Source organism: Xanthobacter sp. DMC47 (assembly GCF_056313845.1).
Genome location: NZ_JBQUZM010000004.1, coordinates 782,055 through 800,189 on the forward strand (window position 1 = coordinate 782,055; position 18,135 = coordinate 800,189).

Here is an 18,135-nt window from a genome sequence, read left to right on the forward strand (position 1 = left end):
CATCGCGGCTAGGGTTCCAGCGACCTCACAGGGGATCCGCAATGACCACCACCTTCGCCATAGAGTTGACCGCGCCCGGCGGGATCGAGTGCTTGCGCGCCGCAAACCGCACCCTTCCCGCTCCAGGGCCCGGAGAAGTCCGCATCCGCCATACCGCGATCGGCGTGAACTTCGTCGACATTTACCAGCGCAGCGGCCTCTATCCGGTCGGCGAAATGCCAGCCGTGCTTGGTGTGGAGGGCGCAGGCGTGGTCGAGGAGATCGGCCCGGATGTGCATGAGGTGGCTGCAGGCGAGCGCGTGGCTTATGCCGGCTTGCCATTGGGGGGATATGCGCGGGCCCGCAACATTCCGGCGAGCCGGCTCGTTCGCATTCCAGATGGGATCGAAGACCGCATCGCCGCAGCGGCCATGCTGCGCGGCGTCACCGCCCACATGCTATTGCGGCGCGTGTTTCCGGTGGGATCTGGCACAACCATCCTTCTCCACGCGGCTGCTGGCGGGCTGGGGCTGCTGGTGACCGCATGGGCGAAGCGGCTTGGCGCGCGCGTGATCGGCACCGCCGGCTCGCACGCCAAGGCGGAACTGGCCCTCACCCAAGGCGCCGACCATGTGATCCTCTACAGAGAGCAAGATTTCGTCGCCGAGGTTCGCCGTCTGACCGATGGATACGGCGTGGACTTTGCGATTGATGGCATCGGGGGCGAGACGCTCGTTCGAACGCTAGATACCGTGCGCCCTTTCGGAATGGTGGCGAGCATCGGCCAGGCTTCCGGCTCGCTGCCGCAACTGCCTCTGACGGAGCTTGGCGCGCGCCGCTCTCTGGCCCTTAGCCGGCCGAGCGTGTTCACATATGCAGCCGATCTCTCAGCCTACCGGCCGGCAGCGGAAGATCTGTTCAGCGAGATCACCGCCGGGCTGCCTGTGACCATTGGGACCGAATTGCCACTCGCTCGCGTCGCCGACGCCCACGTCATGCTCGAGCGGGGTGAAACCACGGGATCGCTGCTCTTGGTGCCGTAGGCTTCATCGGAACGAAGCACCAGCTTCGGCGAGCTTCGGACCGCAGTCGTGTCCTCCGCCTCCCGGGCCAGCGCGGCGGCGGCCGGCCCAGAGCGAGAGAGGGGGAAACTGGCGATCGAACGACGCGCCGTGCCTCTCCCACGCAACTGAGCCCAAAAAGCTCCCGGGTCGGAAATTTTTCAGGCTGGAGAAATGTCCGGAATATCGATGCTGCCTTGTTCCTTCTCAGGGCCGGCCCGAGCGGAGCGGCAGGGCGGCGTTTGCTCGCGCCCTACGAAGAGGCCACTCTCGCGCCAGCGTACCGGCGGGATGGCAGCCATCCTGCGCGAGGCGAGGGAGCAAGCGTCATGCTGCGACTGGGCAAGAGATACGGCCACCTCGCGGGTTCGAACGGGTGCGGCTGCTGCGATCCTGCGCTTCGGCAAGCCACGCGGCGTCTCGACGCCTTCTCGCGGCGGCACTTCCTCGCCGGGGCCATAGCCAGCGTTGCCGGCTTGGCCAGCGGCACGGCTTCAGCGCAGGCGCCGCGTCGCATCCTGTTCCGGGGCGCAAGGGTGTTCGACGGACGCTCAGGCACGGGCCTCGTCCTGGCTCAGGTTCTGGTAGAGGGAAATCGCATCTCGGCGGTCGACACCGCCATGAACCCGGCTCCGCACGGCGCGCAGATAATCGACTGCGACGGCCGCGTCCTCATGCCGGGCCTGATCGACGCGCACTGGCACGCGATCTATGCGGCCGTCCCGCTGAACGTCCTTTTGGCCGGCGACCCCGGCATCATCTTCGCGTCCGCAACGGCGGAGGCCGGACGGACACTGTTGCGCGGCTTCACCACTGTGCGCGATATGGGCGGACCCGTCTTTTCCTTCAGGCAGGCGATTGACAGCGGGATCATCGTCGGCCCGCGCATCTTCCCCTCGGGCGCGATGATCACGACGTCGGGCGGTCATGGCGATCTGCGCCTGCCGTCGGAGATTCCCCGCGACGGCGACCGGCTTTCCTTGAGCGAGCGCATGGGCGCTGCGGCGATCGCGGATGATGCCGGTAGACTGCAGCAGCGGATCAGGGAGCAACTGCTGCAAGGCGCCTCTCAGGTGAAGGTGGTGGGCGGTGGTGGGGTGTCCTCGCCTCGCAGCCCGCTCGACACTTCCACCTTCAGCGAGGACGAACTGCGCGCCGCGGTGGCGGTGGCGCGCGACTGGAACACCTATGTCGCGGTGCACGCTTATGCGCCCGAGACCGTCCAGCGAGCGCTGCGGGCAGGCGCCGCCTGCATCGAACATGGGCACCTGATGGACGAGCCCACGGCGCAGGCCATCGCCGAAAAGGGCGTTTGGCTTTCCATGCAGCCCTTCCTCACCCCGGCCGATACTGGCGTGCTGACAGGCCCGGCGGCGGAGCGCGCCGAGCGGCTCTTCGCCGGCACGCCGAAGGTCTACGACTTCATCCGACGCTTCGGCATCAAGGCGGCCTGGGGTTCGGACCTGCTGTTCTCTTCCGAGCTCGCTCCACGGCAGAGCGTGATGTTGACCCATCTCGCCAACTGGTACTCGAACGCGGAGGCGCTGCGCATCGCCACGGCCGTGAACGCGGAACTGCTGGCGCTCTCCGGGCTGCGCTCTCCCTATGACGGCAGGCTGGGTGTGATCGAGGCCGGAGCGCTGGCGGACATCCTGGTAGTGAACGGCGATCCAGTCGCCGACATCCGGCTGCTTGAGGATCCGGCCCGGAACCTCGCCGTGGTGATGAAGGACGGGCGAGTCCACAAGAACATCCTGCCGTAGCGCTGGAAATTCCCGGAGGCTGTCCGGTTGAGGGCAAAAACGGCGTCCGACTGAGGCGCAGGTACCTCATCCGCGCAACAGACCCGAAAACGATCCGGACCCGCGATTTTTTTTGGATCCCAAATCATCCGGTATCGCGTAACTGGCGCGTGGGGATGAGAGATCACCAATCGGCGGCACTCGACGTTGCCGCCCTTTGCTTTAGATGGTCAGATCACCCTGCATTTTGAGGGCAGGCGGCGGCCTCGAAAAAACGTGCATCGTCCGCCACGAGCCCCCTCCATCACAGGGCGCATTTACAACTCGAAGCCGCTGCTCAGGAGCAGGCACACAGGTTCATGCTGAATCATCCCTCCTTGAAGCCGTAGTCTGGAATGCCCTGCTCGTTGCCGTAATATTTGAAGGGCAGGAACTTGCCGGACATGGTGATCTGCACGCGATCGCCCTTGGGGTTCGGCTCGCGCACCATCTCCATGTTGAAATCAATGGCGGACATGATGCCGTCACCGAACTCCTCCTCGATCAGCGCCTTCCAGGCCGGCCCGTTCACCATGACGAGCTCGTAGAAGCGGTACATCAGAGGGTCGGTGGGCGGCATTGGCGTGCCGGCGCCGCGCATGGGCACTTCGTTGAGCATCCGTTCTTCCACCTCGGAGAGGCCGAACAGATCGGCGGCCTTCTTCGCCAGCGGCTTCACCAGCTTCATCTGGCCCAGCAGCGCGCCGACGACCAGCACCGGCGACATGCCGCCGATCTCCTCGCAGATGTATTTCCAGGTCCAGCACTTCTCGCGCTTGATGTCGAGAAGCTTCTCGGTCAGTTGCTCGCGCTTCATGTCTGTCTCCTCAGTGCTTGGTCTGGATGAGGCATCAACCCGCTGGCGCCTTCGTGCTGAGCGCCAGGTCCGCTTTCAGCGTGCGCTTCTGCACCTTGCCGCTGGGCGTGCGCGGCAGTGCAGCCGGAAACGCGATGACGAGCGGGACACCGCGGATCTCCGGCAGATCCGCGATCGCGTCGGCAATAGTCGACTCGTCGAGAATGGCGTCGGCGTCTGCGACAATGGCTAGGAACAGACCAGGAGCACGGTCGGCACTCCTATCCTCCACCGCTACCGCTTCGACTACCCCGTCCAACCGCTCGATGCGCCGTTCGATCATGGCGGGTGCGATGGGCCCGCACCCGAGGTCCATCAATTCGCTGGCGCGGCCGAGATATTCGAGTGTCCCATCGGCGTTGAGACAGCCGAGGTCGCGGGTGCGAAAGAACCCGTCCGGCTGGAAATCGCTTCGATCCAATCCGCCGGCGCGCGCATAGCCGCGGAAGACGCCTGGCCCGCGCACCTCAATTTCCCCGGCGCAGCCCTCGGGCAGTGCATCGCCGGTCAACGGATCGCAGATGCGCACGTCGGTGCCCCTCAGGGGGCGACCCAGATTGCCCACGCGCCGCTCACCTTCTGGCGGCGCGCTGGTCATCATGCCGCCCTCGGTCATGCCGTAGCGTTCCACGATGCGGCGGCCGGTGCGCCCCTCGAACGCCGCATGCGTAGCGCGGCTAATAATGGCGCCGCCCGAGATGAAAAGGCGCATGCGCGGTAAGGCCGCGACGATGAAGTCGGATCGCGCGAGAAGGCTCACGTAGTGGGCTGGGGGCGCCATCATGATGGTGGCCTCGCGCGCCTGCTCCATCGTCTCAGCCGTATCGAACTTGGGCAGCATGACGATCCCGCAGCCGCTCGCGAGGGCGACGTTCGTCGCCACCACAAGGCCGTGGATGTGGTAGAGCGGCAAGGCGTGGAAGATCACGTCGTCACGTCCGATGCCCCACGCCTCCACCAGAGCCTGCGCGTTCGCCCGCATGCCGCCGTGGGACAGGGCGGCGGGCTTTGGTGTTCCGCTGGTGCCGGTGGTGAAGAGGATGAGGGCCGTATCCTCCCCGGCAACGTCAGCAATGGCGGCGTGCTCCGGCGCGCCTGCTGCCAATGTCACTAGACTTTCCTCGCCGCCCGCTGCGCCAAGCACCGGAACGCCCGGCATGAGGGCGACGAACGCGGTAACCATCTCGGCACGACACACGACGATGCGCGGTGCCATGTGACCCGTGAGGTCGGCCACCGTGCGTGCGGAAAAGCCCGGGCTCGTCGGCACCATGACGGCGCCGAGCCTGAGGCACGCCTGGAACAAGGCGAGTACCAGCGGCTGGGTCTCCAACTGCACCAAGACCCTGTCGCCGGCTGCGATGCCGTGGGCGGCGAGCACATGGGCAAGGCGCGCGGTGAGGCCGACAAAGTCGCCCTCACTAAGGATGTCATCGCCCATGCGGACGAAGGGGCGATGGCCGCCACTGCGGGGCAGCAGGAAGTGGTCAATCAAAGGGTTGGCCAAATCTTTCTCCCGGCGGGTTGGTGCGGCTCCCGTCGCCGGATGGGCCGATAGGGGCGAGGGGATGGGACCGACGCAGACGTGCAAGTTGCGCAAGCGACCGCGTCGGCCCGTCAAAGCGTTGCAGTCCGGTCCTTGAGCACCTTGTTCCAGACGAAGAGCCGATAGCTGCGATATTCCGGGACGAAGTAGGGATCGCTCTCCACGATTCGCTTCGCCTCCTCCCGGTCGGCGGCCTCCATCACCCAGAGGCCCCCGTCAGGCGGCAGGCCATCCTCGCGGCTGAGGCCGCCTGCGATCAGGATGCGCCCCTCGTTTGCCCTGAGGTAGGCATGGTGCAGGGCGCGCCGCTCGTTCCTCACTTCGAGCATCTGCGGCGTGTCCTCGAAGATGCAGACCCAGCGAGCCATGGCGCGCGTCAGGCCGAGAGGGCATATTCGACATCGTTCTTGTAGGCTGCCCAGCCGGTCTCATACTCCATGATCTGGGCGACCTCCGCGACGGTGTCCTCGTCCATGCCGGCACGCCGCAGAAGATGGAAACCGAGTTCCATCCCGGAGGCGATGCCGCCAGCGGTCACGATCCGGCCGGTATCGACAATGCGGGCGCGGCTGATGCGGCAGGTGGGAGCCATCTCCGCCAGTTGCTCGATGGGGAGCTTGCCGATGCCCTTGCGCTCCAGCCGGTCGGGGTTCTTCCGGTTGGTGGCGGTGCGCCCGTCGAGCAGCCCCATGCGAGCGTAGACCCACGAGCCGGTGCAGACGCTGGTGAGGAGGCAGCTTTCAGGCAGCGAGCGGATATAGGCGTGCAGGCCACCATTGTACTGCTCCGGCCTCAGGCCGGGACCGCCGGGAATGAGGAAGGCGTCCACAGCCGGCACATCGCGGAAGCTGTAGTTGGGATACACCGTGAAGCCCGACGCCGCCTGGGTCGGCCGCAGGGTCTCGGCGATGAGGAAAACGTCGAGATCCGGCTGGATGCGTCGCGCCACCGAGAAGACGCCGTAGGGCGAGGAAAAATCCACCACTTCTGCGTCCTTGCACACATAGATGCCGAGGCGGAATCCACTTTTTGCATTGCTCACGGGACTGGTCCTTATCGTTTCGAGTTGAAGGTCTTGTAGAGAAAGCCTGCGAAGTCGCCCTCGGCGTGGGCGGCGCGCAGGCGCGGGCGGGGCTCGTCCACGAGGATGTCGTGGACGATGGTGGCGGGCTTTCCGCCCAGCACGATGACGCGATCGCCGAGGTAGGTCGCTTCGTGCATGTCGTGGGTGATGAACATCACCGAGGTGCCAGTCTTCTCCCAGATGGCGAGAAGCTCATCCTGCAGCGCCTCGCGGGTACCGGGGTCGAGCGCTCCGAACGGCTCGTCCATCAGCAGCAGCGAGGGCTGCACCGCCAGCGCCCGGGCGATGCCCACACGCTGGCGCTCGCCACCGGAGAGGGCGTTGGGCCATTTCTTGGCGTGGCCTTCGAGCCCCACCAAGGAGAGGGCTTCGAGCGCCCGGTCACGGCGCTCGGCACGCGAGGGGATCAGCCCCTCGAGGCCCAACTCGACGTTCTTGAGAACCCGACGCCAAGGCAAGAGGAGCGGATCCTGAAACACGAAGCCAAGGGCCCGGCTCTCGCGACGAGTCTGCGGCTGCACGTAGACGTCGCCCTTCTGCGGCTTGACCAGCCCCGAGACCACACGAAGCAACGAGGACTTTCCGACCCCCGACGGACCCACGATCACCAGAAACTGGCCTTGGCGCACCGAGAAGCTCACGTCGGTAAGGATGGGCTCCGCCCTTTTGCCGTAGCCGAGGCTGATGTCGAACAGCTCGACGACGACGGGCGGCATCGGAAGGGTGTTCACGCGAGCCATTGCAGCATCCGCTTGCTGGCCAGGGCCATCGCCGTGTCACATGCCGTGTAGCAGAGCGCGATCGTGGCCATGTAGAGAAGCACCACGTCGGTTGCGAGCACACCCGAGGCCTCCTGCATCCGCTGGCCGATGCCAGGGATGCCGAACAGTTCCGCCGAGAGCACGGCGAACCAGCCGATGCCGAGGCCGGAACGGATGCCGGCCAGAACGCTCGGCGCCGAGCCGGGAATGACCACCTTGGACACCCGCGCCCACCATCCCCCTTGGCCGAAGGTGGCGCACACCTCGAACAGGCGCTTGTCGATGGCCTGGACGCCGGAATAAGCGGAGAAGTAGTTCACCCAGAACGCTCCGATGGCGATGATGAAGGCGGCGGCCAGCTCGGTGATGCCGAACCAGATGATGGCGAATGGTACCCAGGCGAGCGGCGGGATCGGCCGCAGGAGCCGCGCGACGCCCTCTTGGCAGGCCTCGACCACCGGCGACAGCGCCGCCGCATAGCCGAGCGCGATGCCCAGAAGCGTGCCCACGATGACGCCCCATCCGTAGTGGGAGACCGTCGCCGTCACGTTGGTGAGCCAGGTTCCGTCAGCCTGCTCGCGCTGGAACGCGAAGAGCACGCTGGAGGGCGGGGGGATCAGCGAGGAGACGGCGTGGGTGCGAGAGGCCGTTTCCCATACCGCCAGGAAGCCGAGGACGCTGACCATCTGGATGAGCGTGTTGGTTGCGAGGGGTGATTTCATGACCGCTCCTTGCGCGCCGCCCTGCCTGTCTCGAACCTGACGGGTGGAGGGCTGCGCTCAAGCCTACTTGGAGGTGCTGCTCTGGGTGAGCGCGGGTGCGTAGAACAGGGCGTCAATGTCGACGGGTTTGGCCTGCGAGCCGATCTTCACGAGGTAGTCCTGCAGGCTCCTGGAGCCGCTGACGATGTCAGACAGGCGATCGAGCGGAGGATTGTAGGGCGACTTCAGGGCAGCCACCATGATGTCCTTGTCGATCAACCCCTTGCCAAAGAAGGCGAAGATGTCATCCGCAGCCTTCTCCGGATCCGCCTGGATAAAGGCCGCGGCGCGGGTGTTGAGAGCCGCGATCCTTGCCGCAGCGTCAGGGTGCTGGTCAATGAAGGACGAGCGCAAGGCCAGCACGAACCCGGGATGGCCCGCCATCAGCGCGTGGCCGTCGGCGACCACCTTGGCCGTCGGCATCTTTCGTTCGAGGATGGTGATGATCGGCTCGGGCATGAGCGCGCCGTCTGCGGCACCCGCCAGCACTGCTTGCCGCACCTGCTCCTCGCCTTGGCTCAGGATTTGGACATCCTCGGCTGTCAGGCCGTTCTGCTCCATGTAATAGCGCAAAAGCGTGTCGGGCATGCTGCCGCGTGGCAGCGAGGCGACCTTGGCGGGACGGCCGTTGACCTTGGCAAAAGCTGCAAATGCGGCCTTGGGCGACGGCGCATCCTTGAACGCGTCCGCCAACTGGCCGGCGGCGAGAAAAGCGTGGGATTCCCGACCACTGGCGGCGATGATCTTGAGATCGACTCCGGCACTCTTGGCCACCAGCACCGGCGACACCGCCATGTACACGCCGTCGAACTTGCCCGAGCCCAGCGCTTGGATGATGGCCGGGCCGGATGAGAATTTGGTGAGCTTGAGGTCGACACCGGCCTGCTTCGCCCATCCCTCCTGGTCCATCACGAACAAGGGGGCGATGCCCATGAGCGGCAGGTAGGCCACTTCAACGCTGACAGTCTCTGCCCGCACCGGCAGGCTTACCCAGGGAAAGGCGGCGGCGAGGAGTGTAAATGCTGCTGCGGCTCGAGTGCGCCAGGACGTGCGTGCCATGATCCGGTCCCTCTGGTTCTTCTGTAGTGCTGCAGTGCGATCCTTGAGCCGATTACGCACCCGTTCCCGGTGAATGGCGAACGCAAACTTCTGTCCCTGAGGGTAAGCTATGCTTATGCTCCCGGTATGATGAACCCTTCCCTCCGCACCATTCCCCTCGATGCTCTGCCCTTTTTTGATGCCACCATGCGCCAGATGAGCTTCAGCGGCGCTGCACAAGAACTCAACGTTAGCGCCTCGGCGGTGAGCCAGCGCATCAAGTCCCTTGAGCAAATCCTCGGCGTCAGCCTGTTCGAGCGCCTGCCCCACGGCCTTCAGCCGACCGAGGCGGGGCGGCTGTATCTGCTTGAGGTGCGCCCAGCCCTGCGCCGCCTGCACGCCGCATCTAGCCGGCTCGCGACGCGCGGCGCGCGGCGGCCGGCGGGGCGCGAGCGACGCCTGTCTATCGATGTCCTGCCGGCACTTGCCTCGATGCGAATGGCGCCGCGCCTGCGCTCATTTGCGGAGCGGTTCCCCGATGTGGAGCTGCGCATGTCCTCTTCGCCCGCTCTGTCCGATCCAGAGCGCGACGGCTTCGACTGCTGCATCCGCTACGGGGCCGGTGGCTGGACCGGCGTCGATGCCCAGTTCCTCGCCGACGAACATGCCCTGCCGGTGTGCGCACCGGGTCTGTTGCGCGAGTTGGGGCCTGTCGAAAGCCCGACGGCACTTGCGCGCTTCCCGTTGATTCACGACCTGATGCCGGTCGGATGGGCCGAGTGGTTCGCGAGCGTCGGCGTTTCCGATCCGCCGACGGGTGGCCTCATGTTCACCGACAGCGCCATTGCCCTGAGCGCAGCTGCCGATGGCCTCGGCGTTGTGGTGGGCCGCAGCCGGCTTATCGCTGCAGACCTTGCGTCAGGTCGCCTCGTGCCAGCCTGGCACAAGGAACTGCCATCTCCGTTCCACTACTGGCTGGTACGCCCCAGAAGCCGCCCCGATGCGCTCGTCGACCTTTTCGTGGAGTGGTTGATCGACGAAATATTCGAGTGATCAAATTGGAACTATTGGCATTGATATTGGACATTCGGTTGCGATTACGCATCATGAACGCAACCTAAAGGTTTTGTAGGGTAAGGGTAGGCGCTCCGACCCGGTGCGTTGCCGCAAATTCCGGGGCGCCTAGCCTCCTCTGCAGCACCTGCTGGCAGCGGGTGAGCGCGGCCACCGATCTCGAATTCTCCCGGCTCCGGCGGTCGCTCAGCGACCCCCTTCGTTCGCGCTCCGGCCCTGCCAGGCCGGAGCCGGGAGAACTCCATGTCGAGCGATGCGTGCACCCACAACATGCAGGCGCCGGAGGAGCGGGGCGTCGCGACCGCCGCGCCGTTCCCCGCGCACCTCGCCCGCCCGAGTAATATTCCCCGCTTCGCCGATGCCCAGGTGACACCTCCGTGCGAGGGGACGCTGGTTGAAGAGCTCAGTCGGGTCCTCGCCAACAAAGGTCGCTTCGGCACGTCTCGGGAGCACATCTGATGGGTGCCGAAACCCTTGCCCTTGCCGCCCTGACCGGAGCATCGTCCGGCTTCAAGGCTTATGGGGAATCTCAAGCCCAACGCTATGCCGCGGTGATCGCCGAGCGTGACGCCATGGTGGCGAAGACGCAGGCGGCGCAGACGGACACCGCTCTGCGCGAAGAGCTGAACCGCACGCTATCCAACATCAGCTCGCAAAGCGCTTCGGCCGGCGTGGGGCTGGATAGCCCGACGAGGCAGGCCATCATGGACGAGCAGCGGCGTGTGTCCGATCGCGAAAGGCGCATTCGGGTGGACAACCTGAACATGGAAGCGAACGCCAAGCTGGATGAAGCCGCATTCCGACGCTCGGCCGCGAACATGGCGCTGGTCGGAGGTGGGCTCGACGCCGTCACCGGCATGGCGAAGATTGGCTATGGCGGGATGAAGCGATGAGGGCGAAGCGGCCCATCTTCATGGAAAGCTCTTATTGGCTCGCACTGCTGCAAAGCGTGCGATGACCCGGATGAACTGGGGCGCGCCCCGCAAGCGCTGGGATCCCGAGACGAGCTTTGCGCGGCCGCTGCCGGCTCTCGATCGGAAGCCGCGCGCGCCTCGCCCCGCATCCCCGCCAGCCGCAACACCAGCCAGCGCAGCCGGCATCTCGCTCTCCTATCTCGCCGGCTTCGGCTTCAACCGGCTATCGGCCTGGTGCCCGGGCTGCCGCGTCGTCGCGCACATGGCGTTCGCGGACCTCACCGCCGAGCATCTTGAACGCGCGCCAGAGGATCTATGCAGCGTCCTGCCCTGCCCGGACTGCGCCACGCCGCGCGCCGTGTCCGCCATGGCGGAGAAGGTGGTGCGGACCGCATGAACGCCGACCACGAGACCCTCGCCTATTGCTGGAATTACCGCGGCCTGATGAACGCCCTGAAGGCGCGACGCAAGGAACTTGGCCTCTCCCAGCTCGAAGTCGACGACAAGTCCGGCCTCCAGGATGGCTATTGCGGGAAGCTGGAGGCCTGGGACCGGGATAGCGGCCGACGGCTCGGGCCGGTGTCGCTCGACCTGTTGCTCGACACCTATGGCGTGGGCCTCGTCCTGTTCGAAACGCGCCCTCCTTCCGAACGGCCCGAGCATGACCCGTCACAGCTCGGGCTCTCGCTCGAAGGTGGCGGGATGCGCCGTCACCACGACGGCGAGTTCGTCCGCCTCCCGGGCCGGAACCGGCGGCGCAAGGCCAAGGAGGAAGCCGCTGCGGCTGAGGCTGCTCCGGCCGAAGCTCTCCACGAGATCAGAGAGGCCGCGGAGTGACCGACGCTGAGAACGGCATGCGCAACCGCATCCGGACCGAAGTCCGCCGGCGCTGGAAGCCGCTCTCGCGCCGTGCCCTCGGCTGCCGGAAAGGCGAGAGGGACCGGCGAGGTGCCTGGCTGCTCGCCAGCGACATGACCGCCATCATCATGCGGGTGATCGCCCGCGAATTGGCGGCCGGCCGCGACGTGCAAATCCCCGGCTTCGGCACGTTCTATTCCCGCTTCGGAGGAACGACGATCGGCCTTCAGGGCAATGTGCCGGGCCACAGGCCAATTCCTCCCCGGCGGATGGCTCAGGTTCGCTTCTCCGAGACCCTGCTACGGCAGGTGCCGGGCGATGGGACGCGGTACAGCCTGCGCTTCCGGGCGTCGCCACTGCTCAAGGCTGCCATCCAGCCGGGCGGGCCGTCGCTGAAGCGGAAGCGGCGGAGGAAGGCTCCGACTGCACCCGCCATGCCGCCCGCGCCGGCGCCGCGCCCACCGGCTCCCCTGGCCGAAATCCGAATGCGCTGAGGAAGACATGATGATCGACGAGAGCGAAGACGACCTTCTCCCTGAGCTGACCACACCCGACCCGATGACGCCGAAGCGCCGGGCCCTGATCGACGGCATGGTGTGGCGGGGCCTCAAGCTCGCCGACGCCGCCATCGAAGCCGGGATGACCGAGCGAAATGCCCACATGTGCGCCCAGGATCCGAAGTTCCGGGCCGCGCTCAACGCCGAAATGGCAGCCTTCAAAACATCGCAGCGTCCGCGCAACGTCCACCGTCTGGCCGAGCTGAGGGATCAGAATGAAGCCAAGGGTGCGGCGGTCCAGGCGATCCGTGTCCTCGAAGATCTGGCGCAGCAGGCTGATGCCGCACCACCTTCCGATGTGCGGCCCGGCATCGTCGTGATCATCCAGCGTGGTCATCACCAGCCGGAGCCGTTGGGCAGCGGCGCGCAGATCGTGTTCTCCGACACTAGGGACGAGGATCAACCATAGCAGTGGGCAGCGCCGGCGCCCATCTGTTCAGCGAGGGAAAAGCGTCCGCTCGGCTGCATGTCACGACCACGTCTCGCGGCTTCGAACGTCGCCATCCCTGGGGCGGGCCGGGATCGTGACGTTCGTGATGCCCGCTCTGCGATCGAACCACAACTTCACGGCCGGCCAGTAGCGCCCGCCGAACATTGGGTCGATGCGGGGGAGGCCCTGGCGCTCAAGAGATGGCACCAGAATTTTCCAATCACCGACACGCCCTGGTCCGAGGACCGCTCTGGCAATATCGGCTTCACACGGAAATAGGGGCATTTCGGCACGAGGGGCCATTGCTTTCTCCTCCGTCTGCGAGCGGGTGAAGGCACGTATTTTTGGCAAGCGGATGAACAGCTTAGGCGGGGTCAATCTCTCCGCAGCCATTCGGCTTCTTTCTACTCGCCACTCGGAGTTGCGCTACGCGAGCGGTCTTCTTCAGCGTCGTGCGGTCATAGCCCTGCGTGGTGGAAAGCTGGGTGTGCCCGGCGGCGTTCATCACGTCGAGGGGCTGGGCGCCGGCGTCGAGGGCTTCCGTCACGGCACCGGCCCGCGCATCCATGCTCCACACCTCGTCGGGGATGCCCGCCTCGCGCGCGATGGTGCGGAACCACTTGGTGTAGACGCGGCGCTTGTAGGGCAGTCCCGTCTCCTCATTGAGCACCAGGGGGCCGATGCGTCTCAGGGGTGGGATGCGCTCCAGTTCCGCGAGGGTGTCGGGTAGCTGCGCCAGATCGTGCTCGACCACCTTACCGGTCTTGCTGGTCCGCTTCCGCAGGACGGTACCCACGATGTGGCTGAAGGCGAGGCCGTCGCCCCAGCGCAGGCCGTGGTCAACGATCCCCTCGGCGCCGGGTGAGGTGTCGGGAAGCCACTCGCCGATCACGTCCCGCTGCCGCATGCCGAGGTCGAACTGGAGCGTGATGCCGAGCGCCATGGATGGACGGCCGGCCTCGTGCGCGGCCTTGCGGAAGGCACACACCTGGGCGTGCGTGATCCGGGTTTCGCGACGCTGGACGCCCTTGAACTCCATAGCGGACAGCGCATCGCCGAGGTCGCGGCATTCGGACAGCTTCAGTGACCGGCCATAGTTGACCACCACCCGCAGCATCTGGATCGCGGCATAGGCGCGCCGCACGCGTTCCGGGTTCTCGGTGATCCCGCGCTTCTTCTGGGCATCGGTAAGCGGCGCCGGCTCCTTCAGCTTCTTGTACCAGCGCCGCACGTCGGGCCCGGTGACTTCGGCGATGTCGGAGCCGCCCACATTCTTGTCGAGAAGCGCGAGGCCATAATCGTAGAAGCCCTGGGTGCGCGGGCGCAGCTCGCGATATGGGCTTTCGGCATCGGTCTGGTAGCGGCGGATCAGCGAGCGCAAGGTGCCGTCATAGACGTCGTGGTCGGGGAAACGGTTCTCTGCGGACCATGTCAGCATCTGGCCCTGCAAATCGCGGCAGCGCGCAGCGATGTGGCTCATGTGGAGTGGATCGGCCGGATCGAAATGGATTCGCACGATCGCCGGCAGAAACCCCTGCTTCACGGATAAAGGGCGCGCAATCCAATATGCGGCTAGACCGCCCTTGCGAGGACGCCAAGATAGGCCAGGGGTATCAGGTGAAGGGCGCCTCATTTCCGACTCTCCTTCCAGTCTGGACGCGTGTTGCCCTCGTCGGAATAGGGGCAGTTCAGATCGTGGCGCCATGACGATCTCGTTCGCCACGGAGGTGCAGCCGGCCGATATGTAGCGGCGGATCAATGACGGTCAGGCGAAGGAGCTGAAATCCAGCGCCAAGGCCACCACCGTCCCACCGAGGGACAGCAGGAAGTTCGCAGCCTCGCTGCCGCCGAAAAGCATCGTGAGGCTCACGCTTAGGAACACGGCCACGACTGTGAGGAGAAGCCCGAAGGCGATGCCCTTCATGTTGATGTCCAAACAGGATGATGACGGTGGACCGCTGTTCGACGGCTCGTTGGTGCTCCTGCCGCCGGGCATATTTTCGGCGTGACCGTGGCAGTATTGGGCACTCAGGGTCCGAGGCGCGGAATGGCCCTAAGGTCAGCGTCGGGATGCCGTTCCGGCCGCCTCTACGTCAACCATCGGCGTAGTCGCTGAACAGCTCTTCCGCCGCGCCATCGATCACAGGCCCATCCGACGATCCCGGCCACTGCCCGAAGCGCCGCTCGGCCACCCGTGCCATCCCAGCGAGGATCCCGTCGCCGCTGCGGAAATCGCCGCTCCGGAAGCCGGCGGCCCTGGCGCGCTTCCCGAACTCGGAATCGGGGTGCTCGAGGAGGACCTCCGCCATCGCCGTGGCCATCGATGACCGAGGCTCCGCCCGTTGCCGCCTCGCTCCCGGCGCCGGGTCGTATGCCCCCTCCATCAGCTTCGCGAAGCTCTCGGCCTTCAGCAGGAAATCGAGGCTCGCCCGCCATCCTCGGTCGTTGTCGCCGCGGAGGAACGCGGACGCGCGAACTCGATCCATGGCGATCCGCCAGCCGGCGATCCCTCCGCAGTCCTGCAACCGGGCCTTCAGGGCCAACCGGCGTTTCCGGCTCAGCCCCTGCGCTTTGGGAAGCCCGACCTCAGCCGCCATTCGGTTGAACGCCCCCAGCGCCTCGGCGAGTTCGTCCGGTCGATCTGCGGCATCGCCATCCGTCGCCGAGGGGGAGGAGGTTCCGTTAGGAACCGACGGGGTGAAATTGGGAGAGGGTTGGGTTTTTTCTTTAGAGGGGGTGCAGGGGGCGACCTTTCTTTTTTCCTCGGGAGAGGGGTCGCCACCGTCGCGCGATGTCGCGGAAGTCGCGCGACATTCCGCGACTTCGTGCGACAACTGCGACTTCTGACGATCGTCCGCCCGACCGTTCTCCTCCTTGGCTGTCGCTCTCTTCCGACGTTGGCGCTCACGGTCGGCTTCGCGCTTTCGCTCGGCGGCGTCGCTCGAACGAGCCACCGGCGACGAGACCGCCATCTCGGCCTCTATGCGGGCGACGGCTGCCACGAGCTCGTCGCCGGCGAGACCGGCGACTATCAGCTCGCGCAGGGCAGCGGCGATCACGCTCATGCGCCGCTCTCCGACCCGATGACAAAGGCGCGCATCGTGCCGAAGATGGCTGCCACGTCGTCGTCGCGAGGTGCGATGCCGTCGAAGCCGGCCGGCCCGCTGATGTGGTCCAGCCACGCCAGCATGCCGGCCGTCGTGACGGGCACTGTGTGGAGCACCTGCTGCAGCGCCTCGACCTCCCGTTCGGAGGCGGCATCGCGCCGGGCGCCAGCTTCGGCAGCGAGAGGGCCGTCCGGGCAGTCTGCCAGTTCGGCCTCGCCCGCCGCGTCGAATGCAGCCTCGTGCTCGGCCCGGCGCCGCTCGTGTTCTGCGATGGCGGCGAAGATCGGATCAGCCATGGTGGGCCTCGTCGTCCGATCCGGTCGCCTTGTCCGGTCCCAATATACCGCCGCCATTTGCTGCGCAGCGGGCGATCTTCTCGAAGTTTGCGCCGACAGCCGTGAGAATTCGCACCGCTCGCGACGACGGCTTCGCTATTTTCCTCCAGGAGCCGCAGGGTGGCAGATGGAGTTCGCCTGCGCCGGTGTTGCAGGGGATGACGCGATCGGCATCGTCCCCCATCTCCGGATAGAGCTCCATCCCGAGGAGGCGCCCTTCCATGAAGAGCCACTCGCGATAAGCCTCCATTTCCGCTCGCGTCGCTGGCCGCTCTACCGGAGCGGTGAACGCCTTCAGGAATCCGAGTGCCGACCGGACCAGCGCGGGCGCGAAGGCGGGTTCCGTCTGGGCCAACTCCAGTGCCGCAATGGCGCCCTCCAGACTTTGTGCTGAGGGAGCTTCGTTCAGCCCATCGGCCCTCCACCCGTAGGCGTCATGCCAGCTTTCGGTGTTGGTCGGCGGTCGCGAGGCGAACTCGGCGCGAGCCTCTCGCCACTGGGCGATCAGCGCAATGACCGGATCGACGGGCTTCGGCGCGGCAGGCAAGCCGGGGGCGGCTGCCGGAACGGTGGGGTTCGGCATTTGTGTTGCTCCAGCGGTAATCAACATTTAATGTTGAGACGCTAGAAGCGTGCGCGGACCCCTGTCAACATAAAATGTTGAGTGACATGACCCCAGCACAATGCCGCGCTGCCCGCGCTCTCCTCGACCTCACCCAGCCGGCCTTGGCGGATGCCGCCCAACTCGGCTTGTCCACGATAGTTGACTTCGAGCGAAGCCGGCGCGCCGTCTCTGCCGATGCTGTAGATGCCATCCGTGTGGCCCTAGAAGCTGCGGGCGTGCTCTTTATCGAACAGAACGGCAACGGGCCCGGCGTGCGGTTTAAGGAGCGAGAGTAAACGCGCGGCGCCCGACGGCTCTGGCTCAATGACCGGAAAACCTATCTCGGCAAATTGTGGGGGCGGGACAGTGGTTAGGAGCAACGGGCCGGTTAGATTAGGTCATCCGTTTTTTTATGGGCCGCGCGGTTCGCGTTTGGCTTGCCTCGGCGCGGCCATATCCAGTTGCCAGCTTCAGGTAGCACACATGCGGGAAGGCGGCTGCGGAGGTGTCGTTCACCTTCCCTGGGCGGCCTCGACTGCTCCGACGCCGGCTTGCACCAGCGCGGGAATGGCGCTCAGGCAGGAAGAGCATCGATAAAATCGTGCGCATTGGAGACCGCGCCGAAGACGCCGCCCTGCATCTTCACCATCTTCACCGCGGCGGCGTGGTTGCCGGCGTCGGTGGCGCCGCAACAGTCCTCCAGCAGGAGGCATTCGAAGCCGCGATCATTGGCCTCGCGCATGGTGGTGTGGACGCACACGTCCGTGGTGATGCCCGTGAGTACCAGGTTGCGGATGCCCCGCGTGCGAAGGATCATCTCCAGATCGGTGGCATAGAAAGAGCCCTTGCCCGGCTTGTCGATGATGATCTCGCCCGGCAGCGGCGCCAGTTCGGGCACGATGTCCCAGCCCGCCTCGCCGCGCACCAGCACCTTGCCGCACGGCCCCGGATCGCCGATGCCGGCGCCGATCTGCCGCGACCGCCAGCGCTTGTTCTCCGGCAGGTCGGACAGATCCGGCCGGTGCCCCTCGCGGGTGTGGATGATCCAGTATCCCGCCGCCCGCATGGCCGCGAGCACGCGGGAGATGGGCTCCAGCGGCGCACGGGTCAGGGAGATGTCGTACCCCATCGCATCCACATAGCCGCCGGGGCCGCAGAAATCGGTCTGCATGTCGATGACGACCAGCGCGGTGTCCTTCGGCGAGATCACGCCGTCGAAGGGCCAGGAATAGGGGTCGGCGGCAATGACGGGCACGGGTTCCTCCAGATGAGCGGACGCCTCGGCGGGCGCCCGCCGGATCCGCAGCAAGATGCGGGCCGCTGGCGGGAGCCACACGAAAAGTCGTGATTTTAGATGTAGTTACTCTGTGTTCAGGCCTCGCAGACGCC

General features: G+C 66.0%; 22 protein-coding genes. 9 read left to right on the plus strand and 13 right to left on the minus strand.

Annotated elements, in window-relative coordinates; all coding sequences use genetic code 11:
- The first annotated feature begins 41 nt into the window (after window positions 1–41).
- Complete coding sequence (locus ACT54R_RS15410; protein ID WP_476327659.1) at window positions 42–1,022, plus strand: quinone oxidoreductase family protein; 981 nt, start codon at window positions 42–44, stop codon at window positions 1,020–1,022.
- A 347-nt stretch (window positions 1,023–1,369) separates the two neighbouring features.
- A complete protein-coding gene (locus tag ACT54R_RS15415; RefSeq protein WP_476327661.1) occupies window positions 1,370–2,803 on the plus strand; it encodes an amidohydrolase family protein in 1,434 nt (477 codons plus the stop codon).
- Between the two features lie 346 nt (window positions 2,804–3,149).
- Here ACT54R_RS15415 and cynS read toward each other — a convergent pair whose 3' ends face one another.
- The 7 genes from cynS to ACT54R_RS15450 all read right to left on the minus strand — a co-directional run bounded on the left by cynS (window position 3,150) and on the right by ACT54R_RS15450 (window position 8,888).
- Entirely contained in the window at window positions 3,150–3,638 is a 489-nt protein-coding gene (gene cynS, locus ACT54R_RS15420) for a cyanase (RefSeq protein WP_476327663.1), read from the minus strand.
- Between the two features lie 34 nt (window positions 3,639–3,672).
- On the minus strand, window positions 3,673–5,184 hold the full coding sequence (locus ACT54R_RS15425; RefSeq protein ID WP_476327665.1) for an AMP-binding protein: 1,512 nt from the start codon (window positions 5,182–5,184) through the stop codon (window positions 3,673–3,675).
- Between the two features lie 110 nt (window positions 5,185–5,294).
- Window positions 5,295–5,591 carry a YciI family protein gene (locus ACT54R_RS15430; protein ID WP_476327667.1) on the minus strand — a complete coding sequence of 99 codons (297 nt, stop codon included), beginning with the start codon at window positions 5,589–5,591 and terminating at the stop codon, window positions 5,295–5,297.
- An 8-nt stretch (window positions 5,592–5,599) separates the two neighbouring features.
- Window positions 5,600–6,265: a DJ-1/PfpI family protein gene (locus ACT54R_RS15435; RefSeq protein WP_476327669.1), complete on the minus strand. Its 666-nt coding sequence runs from the start codon at window positions 6,263–6,265 to the stop codon at window positions 5,600–5,602.
- Between the two features lie 11 nt (window positions 6,266–6,276).
- Window positions 6,277–7,047 (minus strand): ABC transporter ATP-binding protein, encoded by a 771-nt coding sequence (locus ACT54R_RS15440; protein ID WP_476327671.1) that lies wholly within the window; start codon window positions 7,045–7,047, stop codon window positions 6,277–6,279.
- Window positions 7,035–7,790: an ABC transporter permease gene (locus ACT54R_RS15445; RefSeq protein ID WP_476327673.1), complete on the minus strand. Its 756-nt coding sequence runs from the start codon at window positions 7,788–7,790 to the stop codon at window positions 7,035–7,037. Before ACT54R_RS15445 ends, ACT54R_RS15440 begins: the two co-directional genes overlap by 13 nt.
- A gap of 63 nt (window positions 7,791–7,853) precedes the next feature.
- On the minus strand, window positions 7,854–8,888 hold the full coding sequence (locus ACT54R_RS15450; RefSeq protein WP_476327675.1) for an ABC transporter substrate-binding protein: 1,035 nt from the start codon (window positions 8,886–8,888) through the stop codon (window positions 7,854–7,856).
- Window positions 8,889–9,014: 126 nt separating this feature from the next.
- Between ACT54R_RS15450 and ACT54R_RS15455 the strand changes: the two genes are divergently transcribed.
- The 7 genes from ACT54R_RS15455 (at window position 9,015) to ACT54R_RS15485 (ending at window position 12,679) form a co-directional block, all read left to right on the plus strand.
- The gene (locus ACT54R_RS15455) at window positions 9,015–9,920 is read left to right on the plus strand and encodes a LysR substrate-binding domain-containing protein (protein ID WP_476327677.1); all 906 of its coding nucleotides are present in this window, start codon (window positions 9,015–9,017) and stop codon (window positions 9,918–9,920) included.
- A gap of 264 nt (window positions 9,921–10,184) precedes the next feature.
- Window positions 10,185–10,400, plus strand: coding sequence for a hypothetical protein (locus tag ACT54R_RS15460; protein ID WP_476327679.1), 216 nt, complete (start codon window positions 10,185–10,187; stop codon window positions 10,398–10,400).
- The gene (locus ACT54R_RS15465; protein WP_024279350.1) at window positions 10,400–10,834 is read left to right on the plus strand and encodes a hypothetical protein; all 435 of its coding nucleotides are present in this window, start codon (window positions 10,400–10,402) and stop codon (window positions 10,832–10,834) included. Before ACT54R_RS15460 ends, ACT54R_RS15465 begins: the two co-directional genes overlap by 1 nt.
- A 61-nt stretch (window positions 10,835–10,895) precedes the next feature.
- Window positions 10,896–11,252, plus strand: a complete 357-nt coding sequence (locus tag ACT54R_RS15470; RefSeq protein WP_476327681.1) for a hypothetical protein — start codon at window positions 10,896–10,898, stop codon at window positions 11,250–11,252.
- On the plus strand, window positions 11,249–11,692 hold the full coding sequence (locus ACT54R_RS15475; RefSeq protein WP_476327683.1) for a helix-turn-helix domain-containing protein: 444 nt from the start codon (window positions 11,249–11,251) through the stop codon (window positions 11,690–11,692). The genes ACT54R_RS15470 and ACT54R_RS15475 overlap by 4 nt, the downstream gene beginning before the upstream one ends.
- On the plus strand, window positions 11,689–12,207 hold the full coding sequence (locus ACT54R_RS15480) for a hypothetical protein (protein WP_476327685.1): 519 nt from the start codon (window positions 11,689–11,691) through the stop codon (window positions 12,205–12,207). Before ACT54R_RS15475 ends, ACT54R_RS15480 begins: the two co-directional genes overlap by 4 nt.
- Window positions 12,208–12,214: 7 nt before the next feature.
- Entirely contained in the window at window positions 12,215–12,679 is a 465-nt protein-coding gene (locus ACT54R_RS15485) for a hypothetical protein (protein ID WP_476327687.1), read from the plus strand.
- 385 nt (window positions 12,680–13,064) lie between these two features.
- Here ACT54R_RS15485 and ACT54R_RS15490 read toward each other — a convergent pair whose 3' ends face one another.
- From ACT54R_RS15490 to biuH, 6 genes are all read right to left on the minus strand, one after another.
- Window positions 13,065–14,180 (minus strand): tyrosine-type recombinase/integrase, encoded by a 1,116-nt coding sequence (locus tag ACT54R_RS15490; protein WP_476327689.1) that lies wholly within the window; start codon window positions 14,178–14,180, stop codon window positions 13,065–13,067.
- A 285-nt stretch (window positions 14,181–14,465) separates the two neighbouring features.
- On the minus strand, window positions 14,466–14,624 hold the full coding sequence (locus tag ACT54R_RS15495; RefSeq protein ID WP_476327691.1) for a hypothetical protein: 159 nt from the start codon (window positions 14,622–14,624) through the stop codon (window positions 14,466–14,468).
- A gap of 169 nt (window positions 14,625–14,793) precedes the next feature.
- Complete coding sequence (locus tag ACT54R_RS15500; protein ID WP_476327693.1) at window positions 14,794–15,765, minus strand: hypothetical protein; 972 nt, start codon at window positions 15,763–15,765, stop codon at window positions 14,794–14,796.
- On the minus strand, window positions 15,762–16,103 hold the full coding sequence (locus ACT54R_RS15505) for a hypothetical protein (protein ID WP_476327695.1): 342 nt from the start codon (window positions 16,101–16,103) through the stop codon (window positions 15,762–15,764). Before ACT54R_RS15505 ends, ACT54R_RS15500 begins: the two co-directional genes overlap by 4 nt.
- Entirely contained in the window at window positions 16,096–16,725 is a 630-nt protein-coding gene (locus ACT54R_RS15510; RefSeq protein ID WP_476327697.1) for a hypothetical protein, read from the minus strand. Before ACT54R_RS15510 ends, ACT54R_RS15505 begins: the two co-directional genes overlap by 8 nt.
- Window positions 16,726–17,320: 595 nt before the next feature.
- Entirely contained in the window at window positions 17,321–18,013 is a 693-nt protein-coding gene (gene biuH, locus ACT54R_RS15515) for a biuret amidohydrolase (RefSeq protein WP_476329197.1), read from the minus strand.
- Between the last annotated feature and the right edge of the window lie 122 nt (window positions 18,014–18,135).

Coding starts and splice junctions, on each gene's coding strand:
- ACT54R_RS15410 (WP_476327659.1), top strand. CDS start 42: ATGACCACCACCTTCGCCATAGAGTTGACCGCGCCCGGCGGGATCGAG.
- ACT54R_RS15415 (WP_476327661.1), top strand. CDS start 1,370: ATGCTGCGACTGGGCAAGAGATACGGCCACCTCGCGGGTTCGAACGGG.
- cynS (WP_476327663.1), bottom strand. CDS start 3,638: ATGAAGCGCGAGCAACTGACCGAGAAGCTTCTCGACATCAAGCGCGAG.
- ACT54R_RS15430 (WP_476327667.1), bottom strand. CDS start 5,591: ATGGCTCGCTGGGTCTGCATCTTCGAGGACACGCCGCAGATGCTCGAA.
- ACT54R_RS15440 (WP_476327671.1), bottom strand. CDS start 7,047: ATGGCTCGCGTGAACACCCTTCCGATGCCGCCCGTCGTCGTCGAGCTG.
- ACT54R_RS15445 (WP_476327673.1), bottom strand. CDS start 7,790: ATGAAATCACCCCTCGCAACCAACACGCTCATCCAGATGGTCAGCGTC.
- ACT54R_RS15450 (WP_476327675.1), bottom strand. CDS start 8,888: ATGGCACGCACGTCCTGGCGCACTCGAGCCGCAGCAGCATTTACACTC.
- ACT54R_RS15455 (WP_476327677.1), top strand. CDS start 9,015: ATGATGAACCCTTCCCTCCGCACCATTCCCCTCGATGCTCTGCCCTTT.
- ACT54R_RS15460 (WP_476327679.1), top strand. CDS start 10,185: ATGTCGAGCGATGCGTGCACCCACAACATGCAGGCGCCGGAGGAGCGG.
- ACT54R_RS15465 (WP_024279350.1), top strand. CDS start 10,400: ATGGGTGCCGAAACCCTTGCCCTTGCCGCCCTGACCGGAGCATCGTCC.
- ACT54R_RS15470 (WP_476327681.1), top strand. CDS start 10,896: ATGACCCGGATGAACTGGGGCGCGCCCCGCAAGCGCTGGGATCCCGAG.
- ACT54R_RS15475 (WP_476327683.1), top strand. CDS start 11,249: ATGAACGCCGACCACGAGACCCTCGCCTATTGCTGGAATTACCGCGGC.
- ACT54R_RS15485 (WP_476327687.1), top strand. CDS start 12,215: ATGATGATCGACGAGAGCGAAGACGACCTTCTCCCTGAGCTGACCACA.
- ACT54R_RS15490 (WP_476327689.1), bottom strand. CDS start 14,180: ATGAGCCACATCGCTGCGCGCTGCCGCGATTTGCAGGGCCAGATGCTG.
- ACT54R_RS15495 (WP_476327691.1), bottom strand. CDS start 14,624: ATGAAGGGCATCGCCTTCGGGCTTCTCCTCACAGTCGTGGCCGTGTTC.
- ACT54R_RS15500 (WP_476327693.1), bottom strand. CDS start 15,765: ATGAGCGTGATCGCCGCTGCCCTGCGCGAGCTGATAGTCGCCGGTCTC.
- ACT54R_RS15505 (WP_476327695.1), bottom strand. CDS start 16,103: ATGGCTGATCCGATCTTCGCCGCCATCGCAGAACACGAGCGGCGCCGG.
- ACT54R_RS15510 (WP_476327697.1), bottom strand. CDS start 16,725: ATGCCGAACCCCACCGTTCCGGCAGCCGCCCCCGGCTTGCCTGCCGCG.